24 protein-coding genes are annotated in these 23,352 nt (G+C 63.4%); 11 read left to right on the top strand and 13 right to left on the bottom strand.

Annotated features, from left to right (window positions below):
• Positions 1–824 (bottom strand): ROK family protein (locus ACH2EI_RS04975; RefSeq protein ID WP_395159312.1); only part of this gene is annotated, 824 nt, incomplete at its 3' end.
• 58 nt (positions 825–882) lie between these two features.
• Between ACH2EI_RS04975 and ACH2EI_RS04970 the strand changes: the two genes are divergently transcribed.
• From ACH2EI_RS04970 to ACH2EI_RS04960, 3 genes are all read left to right on the top strand, one after another.
• Positions 883–1,947, top strand: coding sequence for an AAA family ATPase (locus ACH2EI_RS04970; protein WP_395151865.1), 1,065 nt, complete (start codon positions 883–885; stop codon positions 1,945–1,947).
• Positions 1,948–2,014: 67 nt separating this feature from the next.
• Entirely contained in the window at positions 2,015–3,208 is a 1,194-nt protein-coding gene (locus ACH2EI_RS04965; RefSeq protein WP_395151866.1) for a DUF58 domain-containing protein, read from the top strand.
• Positions 3,208–5,565 carry a transglutaminaseTgpA domain-containing protein gene (locus ACH2EI_RS04960; RefSeq protein ID WP_395151868.1) on the top strand — a complete coding sequence of 786 codons (2,358 nt, stop codon included), beginning with the start codon at positions 3,208–3,210 and terminating at the stop codon, positions 5,563–5,565. Before ACH2EI_RS04965 ends, ACH2EI_RS04960 begins: the two co-directional genes overlap by 1 nt.
• Positions 5,566–5,621: 56 nt before the next feature.
• Here ACH2EI_RS04960 and ACH2EI_RS04955 read toward each other — a convergent pair whose 3' ends face one another.
• Positions 5,622–5,957 carry a DUF3040 domain-containing protein gene (locus ACH2EI_RS04955; protein WP_395151870.1) on the bottom strand — a complete coding sequence of 112 codons (336 nt, stop codon included), beginning with the start codon at positions 5,955–5,957 and terminating at the stop codon, positions 5,622–5,624.
• Positions 5,958–6,086: 129 nt separating this feature from the next.
• A complete protein-coding gene (dinB, locus tag ACH2EI_RS04950) occupies positions 6,087–7,397 on the bottom strand; it encodes a DNA polymerase IV (RefSeq protein ID WP_395151872.1) in 1,311 nt (436 codons plus the stop codon).
• A gap of 40 nt (positions 7,398–7,437) precedes the next feature.
• Here dinB and ACH2EI_RS04945 point away from each other — a divergent pair, with 40 nt between their 5' ends.
• The 5 genes from ACH2EI_RS04945 to ACH2EI_RS04925 all read left to right on the top strand — a co-directional run bounded on the left by ACH2EI_RS04945 (position 7,438) and on the right by ACH2EI_RS04925 (position 11,334).
• Positions 7,438–7,722 carry a hypothetical protein gene (locus ACH2EI_RS04945; RefSeq protein WP_395151874.1) on the top strand — a complete coding sequence of 95 codons (285 nt, stop codon included), beginning with the start codon at positions 7,438–7,440 and terminating at the stop codon, positions 7,720–7,722.
• Position 7,723: 1 nt separating this feature from the next.
• Positions 7,724–8,524, top strand: a complete 801-nt coding sequence (locus ACH2EI_RS04940; protein WP_395151876.1) for an inositol monophosphatase family protein — start codon at positions 7,724–7,726, stop codon at positions 8,522–8,524.
• A 95-nt stretch (positions 8,525–8,619) separates the two neighbouring features.
• Positions 8,620–9,300, top strand: coding sequence for a response regulator (locus ACH2EI_RS04935; protein WP_395151878.1), 681 nt, complete (start codon positions 8,620–8,622; stop codon positions 9,298–9,300).
• Entirely contained in the window at positions 9,297–10,745 is a 1,449-nt protein-coding gene (locus tag ACH2EI_RS04930; RefSeq protein WP_395151880.1) for an ATP-binding protein, read from the top strand. Before ACH2EI_RS04935 ends, ACH2EI_RS04930 begins: the two co-directional genes overlap by 4 nt.
• Positions 10,735–11,334: a GerMN domain-containing protein gene (locus ACH2EI_RS04925; protein ID WP_395151882.1), complete on the top strand. Its 600-nt coding sequence runs from the start codon at positions 10,735–10,737 to the stop codon at positions 11,332–11,334. Before ACH2EI_RS04930 ends, ACH2EI_RS04925 begins: the two co-directional genes overlap by 11 nt.
• 43 nt (positions 11,335–11,377) lie before the next feature.
• Here ACH2EI_RS04925 and ACH2EI_RS04920 read toward each other — a convergent pair whose 3' ends face one another.
• Positions 11,378–12,412: a 6-phosphofructokinase gene (locus tag ACH2EI_RS04920; protein WP_395151884.1), complete on the bottom strand. Its 1,035-nt coding sequence runs from the start codon at positions 12,410–12,412 to the stop codon at positions 11,378–11,380.
• Between the two features lie 99 nt (positions 12,413–12,511).
• On the opposite strand from ACH2EI_RS04920, the gene ACH2EI_RS04915 reads away from it, so the two are divergent.
• Both ACH2EI_RS04915 and glpK read left to right on the top strand, forming a co-directional pair.
• Complete coding sequence (locus ACH2EI_RS04915; protein WP_395151886.1) at positions 12,512–12,895, top strand: hypothetical protein; 384 nt, start codon at positions 12,512–12,514, stop codon at positions 12,893–12,895.
• A gap of 40 nt (positions 12,896–12,935) precedes the next feature.
• Complete coding sequence (gene glpK / locus ACH2EI_RS04910) at positions 12,936–14,417, top strand: glycerol kinase GlpK (protein ID WP_395151888.1); 1,482 nt, start codon at positions 12,936–12,938, stop codon at positions 14,415–14,417.
• Here glpK and ACH2EI_RS04905 read toward each other — a convergent pair.
• The 8 genes from ACH2EI_RS04905 to ACH2EI_RS04870 all read right to left on the bottom strand — a co-directional run bounded on the left by ACH2EI_RS04905 (position 14,414) and on the right by ACH2EI_RS04870 (position 21,051).
• A complete protein-coding gene (locus ACH2EI_RS04905; protein ID WP_395151890.1) occupies positions 14,414–15,031 on the bottom strand; it encodes a hypothetical protein in 618 nt (205 codons plus the stop codon). The two genes, glpK and ACH2EI_RS04905, sit on opposite strands and share 4 nt — an antisense overlap.
• 86 nt (positions 15,032–15,117) lie before the next feature.
• On the bottom strand, positions 15,118–16,323 hold the full coding sequence (locus ACH2EI_RS04900) for an aminotransferase class I/II-fold pyridoxal phosphate-dependent enzyme (RefSeq protein WP_395159310.1): 1,206 nt from the start codon (positions 16,321–16,323) through the stop codon (positions 15,118–15,120).
• Positions 16,324–16,476: 153 nt separating this feature from the next.
• On the bottom strand, positions 16,477–17,430 hold the full coding sequence (locus ACH2EI_RS04895; protein WP_395151894.1) for an ROK family protein: 954 nt from the start codon (positions 17,428–17,430) through the stop codon (positions 16,477–16,479).
• A complete protein-coding gene (locus ACH2EI_RS04890; RefSeq protein ID WP_395151896.1) occupies positions 17,427–17,858 on the bottom strand; it encodes an SRPBCC family protein in 432 nt (143 codons plus the stop codon). The genes ACH2EI_RS04895 and ACH2EI_RS04890 overlap by 4 nt, the downstream gene beginning before the upstream one ends.
• Positions 17,851–18,438, bottom strand: a complete 588-nt coding sequence (locus ACH2EI_RS04885; protein ID WP_395151898.1) for a hypothetical protein — start codon at positions 18,436–18,438, stop codon at positions 17,851–17,853. The genes ACH2EI_RS04890 and ACH2EI_RS04885 overlap by 8 nt, the downstream gene beginning before the upstream one ends.
• A 90-nt stretch (positions 18,439–18,528) precedes the next feature.
• Positions 18,529–19,650: a glycosyltransferase family 4 protein gene (locus ACH2EI_RS04880; RefSeq protein WP_395151900.1), complete on the bottom strand. Its 1,122-nt coding sequence runs from the start codon at positions 19,648–19,650 to the stop codon at positions 18,529–18,531.
• Positions 19,647–20,720, bottom strand: coding sequence for a tRNA epoxyqueuosine(34) reductase QueG (queG, locus tag ACH2EI_RS04875; protein WP_395151902.1), 1,074 nt, complete (start codon positions 20,718–20,720; stop codon positions 19,647–19,649). The genes ACH2EI_RS04880 and queG overlap by 4 nt, the downstream gene beginning before the upstream one ends.
• A gap of 55 nt (positions 20,721–20,775) precedes the next feature.
• Entirely contained in the window at positions 20,776–21,051 is a 276-nt protein-coding gene (locus ACH2EI_RS04870) for a hypothetical protein (protein ID WP_395151904.1), read from the bottom strand.
• A gap of 194 nt (positions 21,052–21,245) precedes the next feature.
• Between ACH2EI_RS04870 and ACH2EI_RS04865 the strand changes: the two genes are divergently transcribed.
• The gene (locus tag ACH2EI_RS04865) at positions 21,246–21,773 is read left to right on the top strand and encodes a hypothetical protein (protein ID WP_395159308.1); all 528 of its coding nucleotides are present in this window, start codon (positions 21,246–21,248) and stop codon (positions 21,771–21,773) included.
• A 22-nt stretch (positions 21,774–21,795) separates the two neighbouring features.
• Here the strand turns inward: ACH2EI_RS04865 and ACH2EI_RS04860 are convergent, their stop codons facing one another.
• Entirely contained in the window at positions 21,796–23,325 is a 1,530-nt protein-coding gene (locus ACH2EI_RS04860; protein ID WP_395159306.1) for an MFS transporter, read from the bottom strand.
• Positions 23,326–23,352 lie beyond the last annotated feature (27 nt).

Genomic DNA, 23,352 nt, shown 5'->3' with positions numbered 1-23,352 from the left:
TCGCGGTGGAACGCTTCGAGCATCCGGTCGCCGAGTACGTCGATCACGTTGCCAGAGAGGAAGACCGTGGTGACATCAAGCGTTGCGCACATTGAGGCCACAGCGCGAGCGAGCATGATTCCTGTGCGTTCCACCATTGGCTGGGTGGCTCGGCCGAGCGGGCGGTTGAACTCAGCTTCGAGTGCTGTCGATGACACGTATGCCTCGAGGCATCCAATGGCGCCGCAGCGGCATCGGTTGCCACCAGGTTCGACGTTGATATGGGCGATCGATGCCGCATTGCCGCGCGCCCCAGAGAGCCGGACCCCGTCGATCACGCAACCAGACTCGGCGGTGGTGTCGATACGAATGCTGAGGTAGCTCGACACTCCTCGGGCTTCACCGATCCAGCGCTCGGCCTCGGTGGCTGCCCCGCCTGCCGAGTCGAGTTCGACCTCGAGGCCAGTCAGGCGTTCGAGATGTTCACGCAGCGGGAAGTTGATCCAGGCCGGGACCAACGGCGGCGAGACCGTTCCGGCGCGCGTGTCGACCGCCCCAACGCAACTCACGCCGACCGCACGTGGCCGGGGCAGGCCGGAAGGCGCCGCAGCGATGATTCGTCGGATCAGTTGTTCGAGCGTGCGCCACACATCGCGAGTCGGCGTCGTCACACGGTCACGCAGCAACAGTTCACCCTTGGCGTCGACGAGCCCTGCAGCAAGACGGCTCGGCTCGATGGCCACTGCCAGAACGTGATCGATCGAACGGCCGGCGGACGCGGTGTCGTTGTCGGCGCCTGTGTCTGTGTCTGTGTCTGTGTCGGTGCGACCTGCCGGAAAACTCATCGACAACGAACGTAGCGCCGACTCCTCCCCAGCGCCGTTTGCATCTACCCTTTCAGACGTGACGATCGACGTTGACGCAGACGGAACGCCAGCACGCGGATCGAGTGGGGGCTTCAGCAACAGCACCGCCGAGCCACCGCCTCAGATCTTCAATCAGCGTCCCGACGCTGCCACGAACGCCGCAAGCCGCAGCTTCGCCGGATTGTTCGATGCGATCGTCTCCAACATCGAGCAGGTCATTCACGGCAAGACTGAGGCCGTTGAACTGGCCATCATGTGCATGCTCGCCGAGGGCCACCTGCTGATTGAAGACGTGCCCGGTGTCGGCAAGACCAGCCTGGCAAAGGCCCTGTCGGCGTCCGTCGACTGCACCTGGAAGCGCGTGCAGTTCACACCCGATCTTCTTCCGACCGATCTCGTCGGCGTGAGCGTGTACCAGCGGTCGACCGAGTCGTTCCGGTTCGAGCCAGGACCCATGTTCGCCAACATCGTGCTCGCCGACGAAATTAACCGGGCGTCTCCCAAGACGCAGTCGGCACTTCTCGAAGCAATGGAAGAACGCCAGGTCACCGTCGACGGAAAGAGTCGACCCCTCGCTCCGCCATTCATGGTGATCGCCACACAAAACCCGGTCGACCAGGAGGGCACGTATCGCCTTCCGGAGAGTCAACTCGACCGCTTCCTGCTCCGCCTCTCGGTCGGATATCCGGGTCGCAACGCCGAAATCCAGATGCTCAACGATCAGGGATCCGCCCACAAGCTCCGCACCCTGAGCCCCGTCGTGTCCGCCGCCGAGATCCTCGAGATGGTTGACGCTGTTCGCAGTGTGTATGTGGCTGGTGCACTGAAGTCCTACCTCGTCGACATTGCCGAAGCCAGCCGCCGTCACCCCGGCATCGAACTCGGATTGTCTCCTCGGGCAACGCTCCAGCTCGCAGCGGCAACACGAGCGCATTCTGCGGCGCGCGGCCGCAACTACGCAACGCCTGACGATGTGAAGGCTGTCGGCATCGCCACGCTGGCCCACCGCCTCATGGTGCGCACCGACCGAGGCGCGCACCTCTCCCCCGAAGACGCTGTACGCGAGGTATTCGAAGCCGTCCCGGTACCGATTGCCCGCTGAGACCCATCGTGGATTCACTCGAACTCCCCGCCGCCAACCCCAGACCCGCTCCCTTCGTTGCGCTGCCATGCTGACGCGACAGGGAACGAGTGGCCTGGCGGCCGGCATCATTGCGCTCGTTGTCGGTCGCGTCTTCGGCGTGGTCGAGTTGTTCATCATCGGTGCGGCCTTCGTTGTTGCCGTGGTGCTGGCGCTCGTCTTCGTGCACGTTCGCCGACCGAACATCTCAGCATTGCGCTGGATGCATCCAACCGTGCTCGTTGCCGGCGACACCGGACGCGTCGATCTTCAGCTCGAACACCACGGCAACGTTCGTTCGACCAGCTTCGAGCTCGCCGAGCGAGTCAGCCGGGCGAACGTGACCGATCATGTCGCACGCCTCTCGATCGCACCGTTGTCGCGCGGCACACGCTCGTCTGCCGGTTACCAACTCCCGACCACAACCCGTGGGCTCGTCCGGCTCGGGCCACTTGTTGTCGAAACTCGTGATCCGCTCGGCATCGCTCGTTCGACCAAGACGATTGCCGACATCGACACCGTCACGGTCGCGCCGAAGACGTTCCTGCTCGACATGCCAGTGCTCGGGCAGGGCGCACTCGGGCGACAACTCGTCGTCCAGGCTCGCCGCCTCGGTCCGGGTGAGTTCCACGGCCTTCGGACCTACGTCGATGGCGACGAGCCGCGTTCGATTGACTGGAAGGCATCGGCCCGATCAGAAGATCTGCTGGTCAAGGAGTACACCGTCGAAGGTGTGCGGCGCTGCACGGTCGTCTTCGATGCCGACCCGTCGTCGTACCTCGACGGCGGCGGCTTTGAGCGCGCTATCACCGCTTCTGCCAGCCTCGTACACAGCGCTGAGCAGGCCGGCTTGACGACACGTTTCGTCACCGCCGGCGGCATCGACCTTCGGGGGCCAGAGACCGGTGCGAACACGTTGCGCGTGCTGGCACGGATCGAACCCGACGGATCAGAACTGGGCATGCTCGACCGAGATCCTGGTGAAGGGCTCGGCCTCATGATCCTCGTGACCGGTTCGCACCGCAGCGGAGGATGGCGCGCGATCCAAGCAATCGTCGATCCCACGCTCACCGTGATCGGGGTCACGACCGACGAACGGTCCACAGCCAACATTGGCGTGTCCTCTCGCACTGAGGAGGAATTCGTCGACTCGTGGCGAGCGCTCAACGGTGCGTCATCGACGCGTGCGGTCAGCACGCCGACTGATGCTGTTGACTCGCGGCCCGCTGCCGGTGTTCGCTGATGACCAACACAGCCGTCCGTTCGCCTGACGTGCTGCGCGATGGCGCCGCCACGTCGGAGTCGGAATATCCAGCCCGGCCCGGCCGACCTGCGCATGAACCGCTGATTGACCCGCAGGTATCCAGTGAGCTCATCGCCACGATTGCGTTGGCGTTGTTTTCGATCGCTGTCGCCGCCGGCTTCGCGCGCGTCTTCGGAGGCTGGCAGTTTCTTGACAATTTTATCGCCATGGCCGTGATCGGCCATGGCCTTGGCTTCGTACTTCGACGGCTGCGCGTTCCCGGCGTGCTCGCCGTGCCGATCCTTGTTGCTGCGATGGTCTGGCTGATCGCTTTCGTTCATTACCGCAGCTCAATGACCATGCTGCTACCGAACGGCGACACCCTCGAGTTGTTCCGTCTGGAAATCGAACTGGTCCGAGAAAGGTTCCGAACGGCCGTTGCTCCGGTCATCTACGGCGGGGGCTGGGATGTCCTGGCTGCAATCGGCATGGCCCTGACCATCGTGTTGGGCGACACCTTCGCGTTCCGTGCGTTCGCTCGAGCCGAAGCACTGGTCCCCGGTGGCGTACTCTTCGTATTTGTCGCTGCGCTCGGCTCCGATCGCGACCGGGTGGCGTTGACCGCTGCACTCATCGGGGCCGGTGTCGCTGCAACAGTTGCACTGCGTGCGCACCACGCACCAGAGCAACGTACCGTCATCGGCGCTCGTCGGTCACCGGCGCGAATGATCGTTCCTGCAGCGCTCGGCACGGCGCTCGTCGTGGCGTTGGCCGCAGCGTTTATCGGCCCGCGGCTGCCCGGTGCCGACGCCCAGCCCATCTACGAGACCCGTGGTGGCAGCGGTGGCAGCGTCACCAATGTCGTGAGCCCGCTCGTTGACATTCGCTCGCGGCTCACCAACCGATCCGATACGGAACTATTCACCGTCAGGGCCGACTTCGAGTCGTATTGGCGCCTCTCGGCACTCCCCCGCTTCGACGGCACCACCTGGGGCCTCCCTGAGCGCTCACTCTCGCGAGTCGACGGCGAACTGTCTCCGGCCCGCGATGGTGCCGCCGAATTGCGCCAGGAGATCACCATCACATCGCTCGGAGCGAAGTTTGTTCCGGCCGCAGCCGACCCGCGCGCTGCATCACCACAAGACGGGCTGCGTTTCAACGCGGATTCATCAACGTTGCTAAAAACGGATGGCGACCTTGCTACTGGCGACCAGTTTGAGATCGTGTCTGCATCACCGCGGTTCCTTGTCGAGGATTTGCAAGCCGCCACATCGACAGACGCAGGCGACCCGATCTATCTCGAACTTCCGGACGGATTTCCGTCGTCGATTGGCGAGGTTGCTCGTTCCGTGACCGCTGGTGCCTCGACGCCGTACGAAGTAGCACTCACCCTGCAGAACTGGTTTCGCAGCGAGTTCGACTACAGCCTCGAAGTGCAGGCCGGTCACAGCAACAATGCGATCGAGGGCTTCCTCCGTGAACGCGTCGGCTACTGCGAACAATTCGCCGGTTCGTATGCCGCAATGCTGCGGACCCTCGGCATCCCCGCTCGAGTGGCGGTTGGTTTCACGCCGGGCAACTTCGATGGCGCTGTCTATTCAGTGCTCGGCAAGAATGCCCACGCCTGGCCCGAAGTCTGGTTCGACAGGCTCGGGTGGGTCCCCTTCGAGCCGACGCCAGGGCGTGGGTCACCCGGTGCGGAGAACTACACCAACGTTCCACCACAGCAGGACTCGACCGGTATCGACCCGAACGCTGCCGGAGTAAACCCTGTACCTTCAGCCAACAACGACCAGGTGATTGCCCCGCAGACAACCAGTGCTCCACTCGGCGACCCTGCGGTCCCCGCAGGTGTCGATCAGGCTCTGCCCCCCGAAGAAAGCGGCGGCCCGCTCGCTGATCCGACCTCGACGGCGAGCGAAGGCTCAGCATCGAAGCCATGGGGTGCACCCATCGTTGTTGCGCTGATCGGTCTCGTCCTTGCACTTCCTGCGCTCATTCGTCGCTGGCGTCGACGCCAGCAACCTGCCGACACCGCTGGTGCCGTCGCGGCGCTCTGGCGCCAGTCGGTTGCCGACGTTGGTGAAGTTGGCCTGCGCCCACGAGCATCGCTCACGCCTGCCGAACTCGCTGCTGCCGCGGCCGCTGCGTTCCCTGTGGTGGCACGGCCATTCACATCACTCGCCGCGGCGATGACCGAGGTGTCATACGCCCCCGATGCCGGCGGAAGTTTGGATGAGTACGGCGTACGCCGTCTGACCGAGTGCCGCCAGTGGAGTCGCCAGATCGAACGGGCAGTCAACGACTCGATCTCACCAGTCGCGAAGATCCGTCGATACTTCACACGGCTGGGCTGAGCAAGGTACAACTGCTTCGGCAACTACTTCGGCAACTGTTCCCCGGAGGGCTGATGTCAGGTGTCGTCGACGTCGTGGCGTTCAGGGCGGCGGACGTTACCGCTGAGCCATGCCGAGATAGGAAGCTGACCGAGCCGGTCGCGGCCGAGGACACGCAACTCAGATTCGAGCATCGTTGCCATCACAAGCACCAGAACAAATCCGGCGAACGCAACGACGAAGTTGACGGCGAGACCACCAATGGTGATTGCCAGCCCGATGACGAGACCGAGCCCGATGAGCGCGGAGCGACGCCGTGACAGGCGATACCCCTTTTGCGCAAACGTGGGGTCTTGTTCGAGTTCTTCTTCGATCTGGCGAAGAATGCGCTGTTCATTCTCGGAGAGCGGCACCGTTCCATTATCGCACGCAAAGCGGCGAAGCTCAACGCGGCCGCAAAATCGGCTGCGGAAATTTTTCAGAAGCGCCACGGTGATCGGCTGAAGCCCGGCTGGAGATTTGCTCGCAGCGGGCGTTTGCCACTACTGATCGGGCCCCCACTGCTGTCCCCCACGCTTCACGTTGCGAACCTTGCCCCCCTTGACGGCACTGGCCGGTCCAATCGCGTCAGCACCGAACCGATTTCGGATCACGTCCAACGCCGCGTCAGTCGCACCGTGTACCGGCGCTCCATCGGCTGCCTCATCGAGCGTGAGTTGATGAAACACGGGGCCGAGGTTCGACCCCGACACTCCCACGAGCCGGACGCCCGGCGACGGGTCAAGCGTGTCCATGATCGGCCCCAACAACGCCACGATCACCTCGGCGCTGTCGATCGCCTCGGAGCCGGTGGTCGATCTCGTGATTGTCGTAAACCCGTCGTCAAACCGAACCTTGAGCGTCAATGTTCGAGCGCCCACACCTCCCTTGCGCAGTCGGCTGGCAACGGCGTCGGCCAGGCGCACAAGATGTGAGCGCATTTCCGAAACGTCATGTGTGTTCGACGCAAACGTCTCTTCGTGGCCGATCGACTTTGCGTCGCGATCGGGTTCCACCGGCCGGTCGTCTGCGCCGACGGCCAGCGCGAGGAGATGCTTGGCCTGGTTCTCACCGAGTGCAGCACCGAGCGCGCGCCGGTCAACCTGATGTAGATCCGACACGATGGTGATGCCGAGTCGATGCAGCTTGTCGAGGGTTGCTGGCCCAACGCCCCAGAGCCGTTGCACCTTGAGCGGGTCGAGAAATGCCTGCTCCGTTCCGGGCTCCACGACTTTGACGCCGACACCGGGTTCGATCCGGTCGCGCAGGACGATGGGCTTCGCCTCGACGGATGCGAGCTTGGCGAGGAACTTGTTGGTCGCGACACCGATGCAGCAACCCAGCTCAAGTTCGTCGCGGACAGCCTGGCGGATTTGGTCGGCGATTTCGGCACCGGTTCCAAAGAGTCGACGTGAGCCGGTCACGTCGAGGAATGCTTCGTCAAGCGACAGGGGTTCAACGAGTGGCGTGAACCGGTCGAAGATCTCGCGGACCTCGGCACTCACCTTGCCATACAAATCGTGATCACCCGGCAGAAAGACCGCATGCGGACACCGACGCTTGGCGATCGCTGATGGCAACGCCGAGTGCACACCGAACCGGCGCGCCTCATACGAAGCAGCAGCAACAACTCCCCGGTTCCCGGTTCCACCGACGACCACTGGTTGGCCCATCAACTCAGGCCGCCGACGCAGCTCGACCGACACAAAGAACGCATCCATGTCGGCGTGCAAAATCGTACGGCCCGGGCTGGTCATCAGTGTCAGTCTCGCCTCATTCGACGCGATCGGCACGACCGACAACGCTTCATTCATGGCATGAAGCGTTGTCTCTGCATCAGTAGCCTTGACCACAATGGACGACCAATCTCGGCCCCTGTCGGCGCTTCCCACTGTTGGCGTGCGTATCAGCGCATTTGTCGCCATCTGTCTCAGCGGCTTGGCCGGCGCACTGATCGGGTACTCATTGATCAGTCTGCAATGTGAGGGCAACTGTGGCGTGCCACTCGGTCTCGGCATTTTGATCGGCGCTGTCGTTGCTGCTGGCGGCATGGCCGTCGTGGCCGTGCTGGTGATGCGAGCGCTCGGGGAATGGCGCGAGATCGAAGATCGCACCGGGGCCGGGCACGCACCCAACTGACATGACTGATTCTGCAGCAGACCTCCGATTTCTCGCCGAGCAACTCGCCCGAACAGCCGGGGCCATGGCTCTCGCAGGCCGCCGCAGCCTGCCGGTCGGCCAACCCCCGGCGCACGACACGAAGTCGAGCGAGACCGACCCGGTCACCGAATACGACAGCGGCGCCGAGGCGTACATCGTCGGTGAGCTGCGTCGACTCCGGCCAGACGACGCGATCGTTGGCGAGGAAGGGGCCAACGATTCGGGCACATCAGGTATCGAGTGGCACATCGATCCGATCGACGGCACGGCCAACTTCCTCTACGACCTTCCTGCGTGGTGTACCTCTGTGGCGGCGGTCGACGCAGACGGTTCGCTGGCAGGAGCCGTGTACGCACCCGTCACCGATGAGATGTTCTCTGCGGGCCGAGGTGGCGGGGCCACACGCAACGGCATCTCGATCAAGGCAAGTGCAGCGACTGAGATCGCCGTATCGATGGTCGGCACCGGGTTCAGCTACCTCCCTGACCGGCGGTTGCCGCAAGCACGCCGAATCCGTGAGCTCCTCCCCCAGATCCGAGACATTCGCCGTTACGGCTCGGCTGCTCTTGACCTCGCCTACGTCGCGTGCGGTCGACTCGACGCCTACTTCGAGGAACACCTCAATTCGTGGGACATGGCCGCCGGCCTGCTGATCGCCACCGAGGCGGGCGCCATCACGTCAGACCTCCACGGTGGAACGCCCGACGAGGGTGGCGTTCTCGCCGCTGCACCCGGCATCCACCAGTCGCTTCTCGTCGCCATTCAGGACGCTTCGAGTTGACCGTTGACCCGCTTTTGACTGTTTTTGACTGTTTTTTTGTCTCTGTCTGCGATCATGCTCGCTCAACAGGGGCGATCTAGGCCAGTATAGAGAACGTGGGAACACGCATCTTGGCCGTCGAAGACGACGAACGCATCCGATCGGCTGTCAAACTCGCGCTCGAAGATGAGGGCTGGACCGTCGACGAAGCCGAGAGCGGCGAAGAGGCGATCGACATGTTCAATCGTTCGAAACCCGACGTCGTCCTGATCGACATCATGCTTCCGGGCATCGACGGATTCGAATTGTGCCGTACTCTGCGGCGCACCAGCGACGTTCCCGTCGTCATGGTCACCGCCCGCAACGACACGCATGACGTCGTGGCCGGGCTGGAAGCCGGTGCTGACGACTATCTCACGAAGCCGTTTGCTCCGAAAGAACTGTCCGCCCGCATCCGCGCACTCCTTCGCCGCATCCGCCCGAGCGCCCCGGGACATGCCCGGCTCGTGTTCGGCGACGTCGAACTGATTCCCGACGAGGGAAAAGTTCTTCGTAGTGGCGAAGAGGTTCACCTCACCAAGACCGAGTTCCGTCTGCTCTGTGAGCTCGCCGAGAGCCCAGGCAAGGTCCTCAGCCGCGAAGCACTCCTCGACAAGGTGTGGGGCTACGACTACTTCGGCGATGGACGCTTGGTCGACGTGCACATCCGGCGACTTCGCACGAAGATCGAAACCGACCCTGCCAATCCACGCCACGTTGTCACCGTGCGCGGGCTCGGCTACCGGCTCCAAACGTGAGCGAAGGCGGCTGGTTCCGTCGCCTGCTCCATCGGTCCCGGCCTGCCGCGCTCGGCCTGCGCCGACGAATTTTGCTCACGATCACCCTCGGTGCGATTGCGCTGTCGATCTTTCTCGCTGTCACCACCTACGGGTTGACCCAGAACAACCTCGTCCGCCAGGCCGAAGACGCCGCTGTCGCGACCTCGTTGCGAAACGCACAGGGCGTGTTTCGTGATCTGCGGTCGAATCCGTCAACCGCTCAGCCCGCTGAGGAGTCGCTGACCAACATCGGCGTCACCCGCTACCTCATTCGATATCAGGGCCAATGGTCCGGCGGTGTCACGCCGTACGTCGACGCCAACCTGCCCAAAGAGATCGTCGATCGAGTGGTCGAGCGTGGCATTCCGTCCCGTCAAATCGTCGACATCAACGGCGAACTGAACGTCCTCGTCGGCTGGGACGTTCCCGACGTCGGGTCGTACTTCCAGTTCAGCAGCCTCGAAGAGCAAGAGTCGACACTCGACAGTGTCCGGATCGCCCTGTTCTTCGCATCGTTGATCTCGACGGGCCTTGGTGTACTGCTCGGCATTTTCTCGGCGCGCCGTGCCGTTCGCCCATTGTCGACAGCTGCGCAAGCCGCATCGGCGATTGCCGGCGGCCGGCTGGACACGCGACTCGAAAGCACCCAAGACCCCGACCTCGGCGTGCTGACCGACTCGTTCAACGACATGGCCGAGGCTCTGCAGCTCCGTGTGGAACGCGATGCGCGGTTCGCCTCCGACGTCAGCCACGAGCTGCGATCACCGTTGATGACGCTCTCGGCATCGGTCGAAGTGATGGAGGCCCGCCGCGACGACCTCCCCGAACGCGCCCAGTCCGCTCTCGACCTGTTGTCGAGCGACGTTCTTCGGTTCCAAGGTCTCGTCGAAGACCTCCTCGAAATCTCACGGTTCGACGCCGGTGCGATCCGGCTCCACATGGAAGAGTTGCTCGCTGCCGAGTTTGTCCGTCAGGCGGTCGCTGTCAGTTCCGCACCGAAGCTCCGCCTCGAAGTGTCGGAGCGTTCAGAGATGGCGCTCATCCGCGGCGACAAGCGCCGTCTTGCCCGAGTCGTGGCGAACCTCATCGACAACGCACTTGCGTACGGGGGCGGCGAACCACACATCGTCATCAGCGTGGTCGAGCCCGATGACGAGCCGATGGCACACATCACCATTGCGGTCATCGATGACGGCGCCGGCGTGCCCGTCGAGGAGCGCGACTTGATCTTCGAACGATTCGCCCGAGGCGGCGGCGCCGGCCGCCGGACAGGCAGCGAGGGCGCGGGCCTGGGTCTATCGCTCGTCGACGAGCACCTCAAGATGCACGGCGGTCGGGTCTGGGTTGAAGACCGACTCGACGGCAAGTCGGGTGCTCGATTCGTGATCGAACTGATGGCATCGGAGCTCACGGATGATGACTAATCGACGCATTCTTTCAGCACTCTTGGCCGGACTACTCACGGCGAGTTGTGCAATTTCAGAAGACGCCACGCCGGTCGAGATCCCGCTGGACCAACGCGGGCAGTTCGGAGCCGAGCCGACCGGTGATGCCGCTGCTGGCAACAACCGGGTGTTCCTCGTGAACAGCGCGAGCAACGGCAGGTTGAGATCAGTACTGCGCGCCGGGTCGAGCGGCGCCGAAGGCATCTTCACGTCGCTGTTTGCCGGGCCGAACGAGGCCGAGGCCGACAGCGGGCTCAGCACGTTTCTGCCCGAGGGCCTCGAGCTGAACAGTGCACGCGTTCGTGTTCGATCGCTCACCCTCGATGTCAACGACGTGTTTGACAAGCTCACGGCTGTGGCGTTGCGTACTGCTGTCGCCCAGATCGTTGCGACTGCCAGCGAGATCGATGGCATCGCACAGGTCAGAATTCAGATCGACGGTGAGAACCAGGTGTGGCCGGTCGGCGACGGTGAGAACACCGATCGACCGCTCACCGTCTATGACTACCCGGGCTTCATCGAGTCGTCGCAGCCGGCCTACCCCGCAATTCCGAGCGCCAACAACTAGCCGCTGCTGGCGGTCACACTGTGCCTGACACAGTGTGACCGGTTCACGCGAAGAAGTGTTTGGCGACGCCCTCGTAGAGATCCATATCGACGGTGCGGGTCTTACCGACTGCAACGCTGAGGTCTTCCTCAATGATCTTCTCACCGCGTAGCACCGCCATCTTGCCCCACGCGTGCTGGTGAACCAGATCGATTGCCGCGACGCCGAAGCGAGTCGAAAGTACACGGTCGTAGGCGGTCGGCGTGCCGCCGCGCTGCACGTGGCCGAGCTGGACCACACGGGTTTCGAAGCCAGTGCGTTCGCCGATGGCCAGAGCGATCTGCGTGGCAACGCCACCGAGGACGACGTGTCCGAACCGGTCGAGGACCTTCTCTTCCATTTCGAGGGATCCGGGCACAGGCTCGGCTCCCTCGGCGACAACGACGATCGAGGCAAACCGACCGCGGTCGTGACGGCGAGTCAAGCGAGCGCAGAGCTCATCGATATCGAATGGAATCTCAGGGATCAACACCGCCGTCGCTCCCCCAGCAATGCCAGCCGAGGTAGCAATCCAGCCGGTGTGCCGGCCCATGACTTCGACGACCATGACGCGATCGTGGCTCTCAGCAGTGGTGTGCAGCCGGTCGATTGCATCGGTGGCAATCTGCACAGCAGTGTTAAACCCAAACGTGACGTCGGTACCAAACACGTCGTTGTCGATCGTCTTGGGCACGCCCACGACGGGGATGCCATGTTCGGCGTGAAGCCGACAGGCAACACTGAGGCTGCCGTTGCCACCAATCACAATCAGCCCTCCGAGGCCGAGGTCGCTCATGCTGCGCTTGACGCGGTCGACGCCGTCGTCAGTGTCGAATGGGCTCCCGCGGCGCGTTCCGAGCACGGTGCCGCCTCGAGGCAGCATGCCGCGCATGGTCTCTACTGACAACGGCATGGTGTGGCGATCCATCACGCCGTCCCAGGCATCGATGAACCCGACGAGTTCATCGCCATAGTGCCGTTCGCCCTTGCGCACAGCAGCGCGAATCACCGCGTTGAGACCTGGGCAATCGCCTCCACCGGTCAAAATCCCCACACGCACAGCGATTGATCGTATGCGAAGCCGCTCTCTGAGGCACGCCGTGTTCGGAAACGATCGATTCAGTGAGGCTCTTCCCGTTACGGCTGGTATGACTATCGCATGGCTTGGGATAACAGTCGACCGGTTCCGTGGAAACGACTGATGCGGGAGTGGGTGATCTACGCCGCCATCATGTCGGTCGTCTTCCTGTTCGTCTTCAACGGTGACAACCCGGCCGGCGCAATCGCCGGGGTGCTCGTGAGTGGCCCGATGTACCTCGGCCTCGGCTGGGTCTTGGCAAAGATCGGGTACCAGCGCAAGACGATGAAGGAAATGCGAACAGCGCAAGCATCGGCCGGCGACACGCGCAGCGCGGGCAAGCGGAATAAGAAGGGCAAGAAAGGAAACGACAATCCGGACGAGCCGGTCGCCCGTGTCGTTGTGCCGAGCAGCCGGACGGCCGGTGGTGGCAACCGCCCGCAATCGAAGAAGAGCCGCCGCTGACTCCAGTCCGACACTCGGTGCGCCGACTACTCTGACCGTCGTGACGAGTCAGTGTGTGATTGCCATCGATGCCGGTACAACGGGAGTACGCAGCCGGGCGGTTTTCACCGACGACTCCCCGACGGTCGCGTCGTACCGTGAGTTCACACAGCACTATCCGCGGCCGGGCTGGGTTGAACACGATGCCGACGAAATTTGGGCTGCTGTCGTCGGGACCCTCAACGCAGTGATCGACGAGGTCGGTCGGGATCGTGTTGCTGCGATCGGCATCACCAACCAGCGTGAAACCGTGCTGGCGTGGGATCGCACCACCGGCACCACCTTCGGCACCGCAATCGTGTGGCAAGATCGCCGCACTGCCAACCGCTGCGACGAACTGACGGCCGAAGGCCGACTCGACATGGTTCGCGAACGAACCGGCCTCGTACTGGACCCATACTTCTCGGGGACCAAGTTCGAATGGCTGCTCCAGAACCGCGACATCCCGGTCGACGACAAGTTGGCCCTCGGCACAATCGATTCGTGGCTGATCTGGAACCTGACCGCCGGCGCCGTGTTTGCCACCGACGTCACCAATGCGAGCCGAACAATGCTGTGCGACATTCGGACTCGGACGTGGGACCCCGATCTGTGCGACATGCTGCACGTGCCAATGTCGGCACTTGCGAAGATCGTTCCATCGAGCGGCCGAGTCGGCATCACGTCTGCAACGTGCGGCGTGCCGGGTGGGATTCCGATAAGCGGCGTGGCGGGAGACCAGCAGGCCGCACTGTTTGGCCAGGCTTGTGTAGAGCCCGGCATGGCCAAAAACACGTACGGCACCGGCTCGTTCGTGCTCCTCAATGTCGGTGAAACCTGTCCCCCTCCGACGCCAGGCATGCTGACCACTGTCGCGTGGACACTCGCCGATGGCACCACGCACTATGCACTCGAAGGCGCGATCTTTGTGACCGGCGCTGCGATTCAGTGGCTTCGCGACGGCTTGAACATCATCGATGATGCCGCCGAGGCCGGGCCGCTCGCTGAATCAGTCGACGACACTGGCGGCGTTTACTTCGTTCCGGCGCTCACCGGCCTCGGATCGCCCTGGTGGGATCCGTATGCGCGCGGCACCATCGTCGGCATCACGCGTGGCACCGGGCGCGCCGAAATCGTGCGCGCCACAGTTGAATCGATGGCGTACCAAACACGTGACGTCGTCGACGCAATGGTCGCAGCGAGTGGGACCGAACTCAAAGAGTTACGCGTCGACGGCGGTGCCTCGATCATGGATCTGCTCTGTCAGATCCAGTCGGATCAGCTCGGCGTCGACGTCCTGCGCCCAGTCGACCAGGAGACCACCGCCCTGGGTGCGGCATTCCTCGCCGGCTTGGCCGAGGGCGTGTGGGCCACACCGGAAGAAGTGCTGGCGCAATGGTCACTCGATGCCCGCTTCACGCCTGCCGATAATCGTGCAGCGTCCGATGCATTGCACGGCCAGTGGCTGCGCGCCGTCGAGCGCTCGAAGGGCTGGGAAAGCTAGATCAGAGCGTCGGCGAGCCGACCGAGCAGGTTCACTCTGATCCGTTCGCGCTCATGAATCGGGCGGCCGTTGCGACCTGCAACCACGTTCAGCCCCGTTCCGAGCAGGTGTGCCCAAACAAGGTCACTCGGGGCGGCATCGTCGACCTCGTCGAGATGCTGGCTGCCTGCCAGAAACGCTCTGAGCCAGGCAAGATCTGGTGTCTCGCCGAGTTGCACGACGGGACCGTCCGGGCCAAGTGCTGCGACCCAGTCCGCTTCGACGATGCGCATCAGGCCCTCGCAGAGGACGTCGAGGCGATCTTTCTTCGGACTCTCGGCCATTGCAGCACCAACGGCGAGCGCCGCCAGGTTCGCGTCGGCCCGATCGATGTCGACGGTGCGGATGTTCTCGACCGACACCCCGTCGACCGCGCCGATTTCCGCGGTCAGCAGCGGGACGAGGCCTTCGTCGGGCAGGGCGACGGTGAGTTCGTCGATGACGCGACCCGCTCCCTGTTCAAGGATTTCTATCGCCAGCACATCACCACGCACCGCTCCGATTCGACTCGCGACCTGACCAAGGGCGCCTGGACGATCAGGCATCCAGACACGGACGACAACAACGGTGTTCATCGTTGAAAATGTATCGACTGAATGTGCGCGCTTCGTGACGCTCCCGTTGCCGCTTCGTTTCGTGTTCGGTTCCACTCGGGTAGGCGTCAGGCCAGTTTTGGAAGACCGCGCTTCAGGTTGCGGATGGCCTGATTGATGCGGAGTTCGTTCTCGATGAGCGCGAACCTGGCGAACCCTTCGCCACCAGGGCCGAAGCCGACACCGGGCGACAGGGCCACATCAGCTTCCCTGACCACGTGCGAGCAGAACTCGACCGATCCCATTTCTGAATAGGCCTCAGGAATCGGGGCCCACACAAACATCGTGCCGCCGGGCTTGGGGACATCCCAGCCAATGCGCTGGAGGCCTTCGATCAGCGTGTCACAGCGCGACTCATAGACCTCACGAACCTGATCGGGGAATTCAGGGGCCTCGTTGATCGTCACGGTGGCAGCAATCTGGACCGGCTGGAACATGCCGTAGTCGAGATAGCTCTTGAGTTTGACGAGTGCTTGGACGACGTCTTTGTTGCCAAGGAGGAAGGCGCAGCGCCAACCCGACATCGAGAAGCTCTTGGTCAACGAGTATAGCTCAACGGCGCATTCTTTGGCGCCCTCAGCCTGCAGGATGCTCGGTGGCTCGTGGCCATCGAAGCCCATGTCGGCGTACGCGTTGTCGTGGACGACGATCATCTCTTTCTCGCGACAGTAGTCGACGACGCGTTGCATAAATGGAAGGTCAACCGTGGCGCCGGTCGGGTTGTGCGGGAACGACATCACGAGCACCCGAGGCTTGGGCCAGCCGACGTCCCAAGCGGTCTGCAGGCTGTCCATGAAGTCGTCGGCGAAGTTCTCACGCTGGCTCGGGTTGGCCAGGAACTTCATCGGCACCTGGCGGAGGTCGGCGCCAGCAAACAGTGGTCCGTACATGTGGATCGGATAGCTCGGGCTCGGCACGATCGCTGCGTCACCACGGTCGAGCAGCACCCACATCAGATGGGTGAACCCCTCCTTGGAACCAATCGTGTTGGTGATTTCCAGCTCAGGGTCAAGATCGACGTCCCACTTGTTCTTGTAGTAGCCCGCAATCGCTTCACGCAGCTTCGGCAAGCCACGGCTCAAGGAATACCTGTGGTTGCGCGGGTTTTGTGCCGCTTCGGCAAGCTTGGCGACCGCGATGTCAGGTGACGGGATGTCCGGGTTGCCGAATCCGAGGTCAACGACGTCTGCGCCTGCCTGCCGTGCCTCAATTTTCAGTCCGTTGATGATGGAAAAGACGTACGGGGGCAGGTTCTCAATTCGGCGAAAGTCCACGCCGCAAAGGTACTGACCATGGGAACGAAACAGCGGTTCTGTTTCGGCCTCACTTCACTCACCTGGTCGCGCTTTCGAGTGCTTTCAGCGGTTTAACACTCGAATTGGCGAGTGGAAGTCCCCTGCGAGGCGGCGGGCACAGGAAACAACGGCTCAGAGGCTTGGGAGGAGGGCCGCGCCGACGGCACCTGCAAGCGGGCCCCAGGTCGCGAACTCCACTCGCGGCATCGGTCGCAGATGCGGCTGGTACAGCAGTTCGCCGTACCACTTGATGATTGGCTCCAGGTACAGGTCCGAGCCAGCTGCGAGCCCACCGCCGAGTACGAACATTTCAGGGTCGAAGGCGTTGGTCAGATTCGACAGGCCAAGTGCGACCCATCGACCGAAGTCGTCGATGACCGCGATTGCCTCGGGGTCGCCCTCACGCGCTGCGGCCTGCACATGTTCGCCACGAACTGCCTGCGGGTCGCCCCCGGCATGGCGGACCACTTCGCGAAGTCTGCGCCCAGTTGCTGCCTCGCGGGCAAGCATGGCCAGGCCGGAGCCCGAGGCATAGCGCTCCCAGCAGCCACGTCGTCCGCACGGGCAGCGCGGCCCGTCCGGGTGCACGACCATATGCCCGAACTCGCCTGCAAAGCCGTTCATGCCGCGTTGCAGCTGGCCGTTAGACACAAGGCCGCCGCCGATGCCGGTCCCGAGGGTCACGAGAATCATGTTGGAAGTGCCGGCAGCTGCGCCGAGTTGCCATTCGGCGACCGTGGCGCAGGTGGCGTCGTTGTCGACGACGATGTCACCGTCGAGCCGTTTGGTGAGCAAACCGCGGACGTCGAAGTCGGCCACGCCGTCGAGGTTCGGAGCTGCACGCAACACGCCGGCTCCGGTGACGAGGCCCGGTACGCCGACGCCGAGGCTGCCCTCGTAGCCGAGATCGTTGGCGAGTTCGACCAGGACGTCAATCAGCGGTTCGAGGCTGTTCGAACCACGCGGGGTGGGCCGCTTATCTTCGGCGATGACCGTGCCGGATTCATCGAGGGCGACGCCGAGCGCCTTGGTGCCTCCGACGTCGATACCGATGCGGCGGGCCGGCACGGAACCGGCCGCTGTCACGCTTCGGCTCTGACCTTGAGTTCGCGAACCGTGTTGAGGATGCGCACCTCGGCGCGACGCTTCACGAATCCAGGCAGCGGAACGACGAGATCGATCGCAAGGTCGTACTGCACCTCGGTGCCGTTGCCCGACGGAGAGAACTTAAACGCACCGTCGATCGAGCGCTGGATGTCGCCCCGTAACAGCTTCCACCCGAGTTCGCCGGGGGCGTTCGTATAGTCATACTTAAGGGTGTAGTGCGTGCTGCGGCCAAGCGCCGACGCACGAAACTCGACTTCGGAGGGTCGACCTTGATCATCGGTGGCGTGCACGGTGACGTCTTTGATGTCGCGCGCCCACGTCGGGTAGTTCTCGATGTCGACAGCGATCTCCCAAACCCGTTCGGGCGAGGCCGCGATGGTGATGGTTTCGGTTGCTGTCTCAGCCATGTGCTTCATTCTGGTCGATAGAGGTGGTCGAAGTCTTGACATCTACGTCGGAATCAACGCGATCATGTTCGGCTTGTGTTCTTGCTGCAACCGCTGCGGGGTCCATCCTCTTCCCGAATTCGGCGTGATAGGAAGCCCAAAGGCCGTTCAATCCGAGACCAAACATCGGCACCAGGAGGCCAACAGCGAGTGATGAGCCGGGCGAGCCGTCGGGCCCATCGATGCGCCAGATGGCGGTGCCAAAGGCCACGGCGACCTGGATGCACAGCATCAGGAGCATCGTTCGGCGAACTTCTTTGGGCGTCCCATTACCGAGAAGCATGTAGAGCTGGGTGACTGAAACTTCTTCGTCGCGGCTGCGCTGCACGGCGTTCCAGAAGCCCCACAGAAAGGCAAACACCCCGACGGCAAAGAGCGCCATGGCGGTGCTGGCACCGACCCATTGGGCAGTCGTGGTGAAGACCGCAGCAGCAAACACTGCCGTCGCGACGAAGATCGCCGTGCCAATGACGTTGCCACGGACGATCAGTTCGCCCTGCTGCTGGGACCCTCGTTCGGGGGTGTGGTCGACTTCGCCCATAGACACTCCCCCAGTGTGCCAGCACCCTGGACAGTTCCAGACTGCGGTGCCCTGATCGGTCCGGTATCGATTGCCTCGCCTGCGGGCTGCTCAGTCGTAGACGCCGAGCGTCTCGCCCAGACGACGAGCGAGCACGTCGTACGAGAATTCTTCGAGCACACGCTCCCGTGACCGTGTGGCCATCGCTGCTCGCAGGTCGTCGTCGTCAAGCAGTTGCGTCATGGCATCGGCGACCTGCTGAACATTCTCTGGTTCGCTGATCACGAGGCCGGTCTCGCCGTGAGCGACCGCTTCGGCTGCGCCGCCAGAATCACCGGCGATCTGTGGAACCCCACATGATGCGGCTTCGAGAAACACGATGCCGAAGCCTTCCTGCTCGAGGCCACCCCAGCGGTTGCGGCAGAGCATGGTGAAAATGTCTCCGCATCCGTACAGCGCGATCAGGTCGTCGTTCGGGACACGGCCGAGAAACTTGACCGGTGCATCGAGTTCTTCGGCGAGCCGCTTCAGTCGTTGTTCCTCTCGGCCTCCTCCAGCGATTGCCAGCAGCAGGTCGGGGCGCTTGCGCTTCAGGCGGGCGACGGCACGAATTGCCGTGTCGAAGCCTTTGCGCGGCACGAGGCGCGAGACGCTCACGATCAGTTCGGCATCGATCGGGAGGCCGAGCCGTTCACGGGCGGCAGAGCGTTCGGTGTCGTTGAGCGGCACGAACTTGGCGGGGTCGACGCCGCACGGAATAACTGTTGTTGGCAACTCTCGGCCGGCAGCGCGGTCTGCTTCGGCTGCCGGGTAACCGCCGCCAGCAATCAAGTGACGGGCGCGACGGAGTGTGTAGGCGAGTGCCTGTTTGGAGCCGGGGAGGCGGCCGGGGATCGTCACTTCGGCACCGTGCAGCACCAAGTCGTACGGCATCTTCAACGATGGGCCGACGAGACCGAGCGGGATTGCAGGGTCGAGCACGACGAAGTCGGCACCGAAGTCGTCGGCGAGGTTGTTGATCTGCCTGACCATCCAAGGGTGCGGCAACAGGAACGGTTCACGGGTGCGTTCGATGCGGTACGGCTCTCCGGCGTCAAACTCGGCGGTGCCCTCGTACGGGCTGGTCAACACGGCGAACTTGTCGCTCGGCAGGCGACGCCACCACTCCCAGAGCAGCGATTGGATGCCGCCGACCTTGGGTGGGTAGTCGTTGGTAACGAGGAGGTGCTTCATGCCGTCGCGGGCTGGGTAGCGGGCTGGCGTGATTCGAGTCGGGCGGCTGCCCAGGCGGCGTGTTCGACCAGCGTCGGGTTGGTGTGTTGACGGTAGCGCTCGACGGTCGCGCCGACGCGGCGGTCAGCCGGATCGCCGACGTTGCCGACAACAATCAAGGCGTTGCGCCGGATCACGTCGAAATCACGGCCGGCGACGTACCACTGGCCATAGCGGTCTTCGATCCACTGGTCGGTTTCGTCGAGTAGATCGAGTGCGCTGACCCAGGCCTTGACCTCTGCAGGGAGCGGGATCGAGTTGCGAGGGCCGAGGCGGACCGAGATCGGGCACACGTCTTGGCAGTCGTCGCACCCGTAGATCCGGTCGCCGATGATTTCGCGGAACTCGAGCGGCACGCTGCCAGGTTTCTGCATGACCCAGCTGAGGCATCGGTTGCCGTCGATCACACCGGGGGCGATGATCGCATCTGTCGGGCAGCCTGCGAAGCACTTGGTGCAGGTGCCGCAGCCGTCGTTCGCGGTGCGGTCGTTCCACTCGTAGCTCGCGGCGGTGATGATCGAGCCGAGGACAAAGAAGCTGCCGGCGCCGGGGATGAGCAGGTTGGCGTTCTTGCCGTACCAGCCGAGCCCGGCCCGATGGGCGACGGCCCGGTCGACGATCGAGTTGTCGTCAGCAAATGCGACGGCCTTGTGACCTGCAGCGCGGATCAACTTCGCGGCAGAACGGAGGCCTTCGCGGAGCGGTGCGTAGTGGTCGACCCAGGCGTATCGGCCGACTCGAGCTTGCGGGCCATGTTCGGGGCCGGGCTTTGGGGGGTCGGTGTCGGTGATGTACGGGCGGGCGGCAACGATAATCGAGTGGGCGTTGGCGACGGCTTGGCTCGGGTCGGTCGATCGGTCGGGGTTCCGGTAGGTGAACCCCATGCCGGCATGAAGGCCGGCCGCTTTGCGTTCGTGCAGTGTGGTGCGGGTCTCAGCAAGGATCTCGGCCGAACACACGCCAACGTGGGTGATCCCCCATTGCGCGACGTGGGCGGTGATCGCCTCAATCGTCGGCAGTGGTTCGGGCATGCGCACACCGCCAGCGTACGACGGCAAGCGCCAGCCCGGTTCGACCCGGCTCGGCTCAGACCCGCACTGCGACGGGAACGCCGTATGAGCGGAACTCGTCGAGCGGCACGAACTCAGGCGTTGCGCCGATGAGGCCGACGCGCTGCAGCATTTCGATCGCAATGTCTTCGGGGTCAGGAATCGCCGGAACGACGGTGAGTCGCACCGGCACGTAGTCGATTGGCCCATCGTCATTAGCGAACAGGTGGGTGACGATGCAGTCGGTGCAGGCCGTCGTGCCGGCGCCGATGCAGGTGTTGCAATCGATGGAGAAGTCGTCGCTTTCGAACATGTTTCCCACAGTAGAGATGGGGTGTCACAGAGTTATTTGCGCCAGATCCTGACCACTGGGCGGGAGGCGGGTGCGAAGAAGGGAGTGTCGTGGAGTGTCGTGGAGTGTCGTGGTCACACTGTGCCTGGCACAGTGTGACCGCAGGTTGCAGGTATCTGCTTCATCTGGCTGGCGATCTGACGTAACGTGCAGGGGTGGGATCGGATCGCAACAGCGTGCGCAACCGAGGGGCTCTCGGCGTTGCAGTCGTAGCTGTTGCTGTGCTCGCGTTCGTCGGATGCACGTCTGACCCCCCAACCGAGCGGGCCACGGTGACGCCCACCAACGCATACACCGCCATCGTTCGATGGGAAATTGCACGGAGCGAACCGGTGCTCGATGCCGACGGCAATGTCGAGGCACCGGTCATCTACATTGCTGCCGCCTCAGGGGGAACGGTCGATGTTCGCGTGCAGGCCGACGTCGTGTCCAATATCGACGACGCTGCGGTGATTCGTTTTGCCGACGATGCCCGCGATGCCCGCGAAGAAGAGCTCGACAACGAACCGGTCAAGGACAATGGGGTCATGATCTTGATCGACGAGTTCGAACCCGATCAAGCGAAAGTGGAAGCCCGCATCGTGCGGTATCAGTCGATCGACGACGACAACGCGTGGATTCTTCACGTGACCGCGACCGGTGACAGTGCTGCAGTCTCATCGGCGACCCTCGCCACCGAGTAACCGGCTCACCGTGCGGACGTCCCTACGCGACTCCGGCCTGGAGCTCTCCGTCAAGCAAGCCACTCACTGCTTCCAGCGCACGAATCGCATCGCGCGTCGAAACGGCCTGCTCAGGATCAATCGCTGCACGTCGCAACTCGTCCAGTAGGACGCGACGATCCCAATCATCGTCGAGAAACGGTCCGTGCACCGTTTGGGCCAAGTCGGCCGCGGCAGATGCGTCGATGATGGCGGTGCGGTACTCCTCGGCCTCCCAAGCGTGGCGCGCCATGAGTACGCGCTGTCGAGCGCCTGCCAGGGCATCGACTGAAGCGCCTTCGAACTTGCGGGCCTCGCGTATGGCCCGAACAAAGACTGCGAGACCTGGCAGATAGATCGCTGTCAAGATCATCATGCTCACCTCGGGCGCAAGGGAGATCGGTGTGGCGACTGCCCCTCCAAAGACCCAAGCAAGCTGAAACCTCGTCTCATATCGCGCGCCAGCACGACCAAGCAACGCCTCGGGTGCTCGCCGCTGCAACAGGCTGTCGAATGCATTGCGGCCCAGCGTGGTGGACAGGCCGACGAGTGCTGCGATCACGAGGAGCAACGGCGTCGACACGCCAAGTATCCCAACCGCCGTGAACGCTGCGGGTGCAGCGATGGCCAGCCCGATCAACTGCTGTTCGCTGAACCGCCGACGGAGTAGTCCAATAACGGTGTGGCCGGTGAACGCCCCGATTCCGTAACACGCTGCAGCGAGTCCGTAGATGACCGCCGGTTGGCTGTCGCGCCGCAACGTGAACGCAAGCGTGAACAAAAAGAATCCGACGGCAGCACGTATCGCCATCATGCCGACCGATGCAACAAGCACCATCGGGAGGTGAGTCTCGGCATATTCGACGTCGTCGGTCGCGACGGTGACATGTTGCGGCGTGCGAATCCGGAGCACAACGAACGAGGCGAGCGCGAACAGCACCGCGCCGACGCGCAGTGTCCAGCCTGGTCCACTGATCGCCAACAACGCTGCTGCCGCCCCAGCAGCAACGGCGGCCGTGATGCTCGCCAAGCGCGCGAGCCGCGCGTTGGTTGCCACCAGTTCGTCCGGGTCATCGACCAACTGCTGCACCAGCGTCTGTTTGACGACGCCCGATGCCTTACTGGCGATCAGCAAGATGAGCGCGAGTGGATAGAACGTCAAGTCGAGCAGGAAGCTGACCATCGCCAGGCAACTGACGGAGCGCAGCAGGTAAAAGATCGACGCAACGAAACGTTGCGACCGTCGGAATCGGTCGACGGCAGGCCCAACGAGCGGCGCCAACACGGCAAGCGGCGCCATCGTCACCAAGAGGTACAACAGCACCTGCTGCCGAGATGCATCCGGGCTGATGTTGAAGAACAATGATCCGGCCAGGCTGACCGTGACGAACGCGTCAGCGGAGCCCGACAAGCCATGCGCCACGGCGAGCGGAATGATCGGTCCGTCACCGACCAGGATGTGTCGGACGCGTCGACGCAGCGGGGGCCGATACTCCAACCCGACCGCTGTCGAACTCTCGGGTGCAACCTCCATCACCCCCATCTTTGCCGACGGCGCCCC

The organism is Ilumatobacter sp. (genome assembly GCF_041688325.1).
GTDB lineage: Bacteria > Actinomycetota > Acidimicrobiia > Acidimicrobiales > Ilumatobacteraceae > Ilumatobacter_A.
The sequence above is the reverse complement of the archived record's forward strand: the minus strand, read 5'-3'. Positions and strand labels throughout refer to the sequence as shown.

Excerpts from the sequence above, each read along its gene's own strand:
- ACH2EI_RS04965 (WP_395151866.1), top strand. The coding sequence starts at position 2,015 with ATGCTGACGCGACAGGGAACGAGTGGCCTGGCGGCCGGCATCATTGCG.
- ACH2EI_RS04960 (WP_395151868.1), top strand. The coding sequence starts at position 3,208 with ATGACCAACACAGCCGTCCGTTCGCCTGACGTGCTGCGCGATGGCGCC.
- dinB (WP_395151872.1), bottom strand. The coding sequence starts at position 7,397 with ATGAATGAAGCGTTGTCGGTCGTGCCGATCGCGTCGAATGAGGCGAGA.
- ACH2EI_RS04945 (WP_395151874.1), top strand. The coding sequence starts at position 7,438 with ATGGACGACCAATCTCGGCCCCTGTCGGCGCTTCCCACTGTTGGCGTG.
- ACH2EI_RS04940 (WP_395151876.1), top strand. The coding sequence starts at position 7,724 with ATGACTGATTCTGCAGCAGACCTCCGATTTCTCGCCGAGCAACTCGCC.
- ACH2EI_RS04925 (WP_395151882.1), top strand. The coding sequence starts at position 10,735 with ATGATGACTAATCGACGCATTCTTTCAGCACTCTTGGCCGGACTACTC.
- ACH2EI_RS04915 (WP_395151886.1), top strand. The coding sequence starts at position 12,512 with ATGGCTTGGGATAACAGTCGACCGGTTCCGTGGAAACGACTGATGCGG.
- ACH2EI_RS04905 (WP_395151890.1), bottom strand. The coding sequence starts at position 15,031 with ATGAACACCGTTGTTGTCGTCCGTGTCTGGATGCCTGATCGTCCAGGC.
- ACH2EI_RS04890 (WP_395151896.1), bottom strand. The coding sequence starts at position 17,858 with ATGGCTGAGACAGCAACCGAAACCATCACCATCGCGGCCTCGCCCGAA.
- ACH2EI_RS04885 (WP_395151898.1), bottom strand. The coding sequence starts at position 18,438 with ATGGGCGAAGTCGACCACACCCCCGAACGAGGGTCCCAGCAGCAGGGC.
- ACH2EI_RS04880 (WP_395151900.1), bottom strand. The coding sequence starts at position 19,650 with ATGAAGCACCTCCTCGTTACCAACGACTACCCACCCAAGGTCGGCGGC.
- queG (WP_395151902.1), bottom strand. The coding sequence starts at position 20,720 with ATGCCCGAACCACTGCCGACGATTGAGGCGATCACCGCCCACGTCGCG.
- ACH2EI_RS04870 (WP_395151904.1), bottom strand. The coding sequence starts at position 21,051 with ATGTTCGAAAGCGACGACTTCTCCATCGATTGCAACACCTGCATCGGC.
- ACH2EI_RS04860 (WP_395159306.1), bottom strand. The coding sequence starts at position 23,325 with ATGGAGGTTGCACCCGAGAGTTCGACAGCGGTCGGGTTGGAGTATCGG.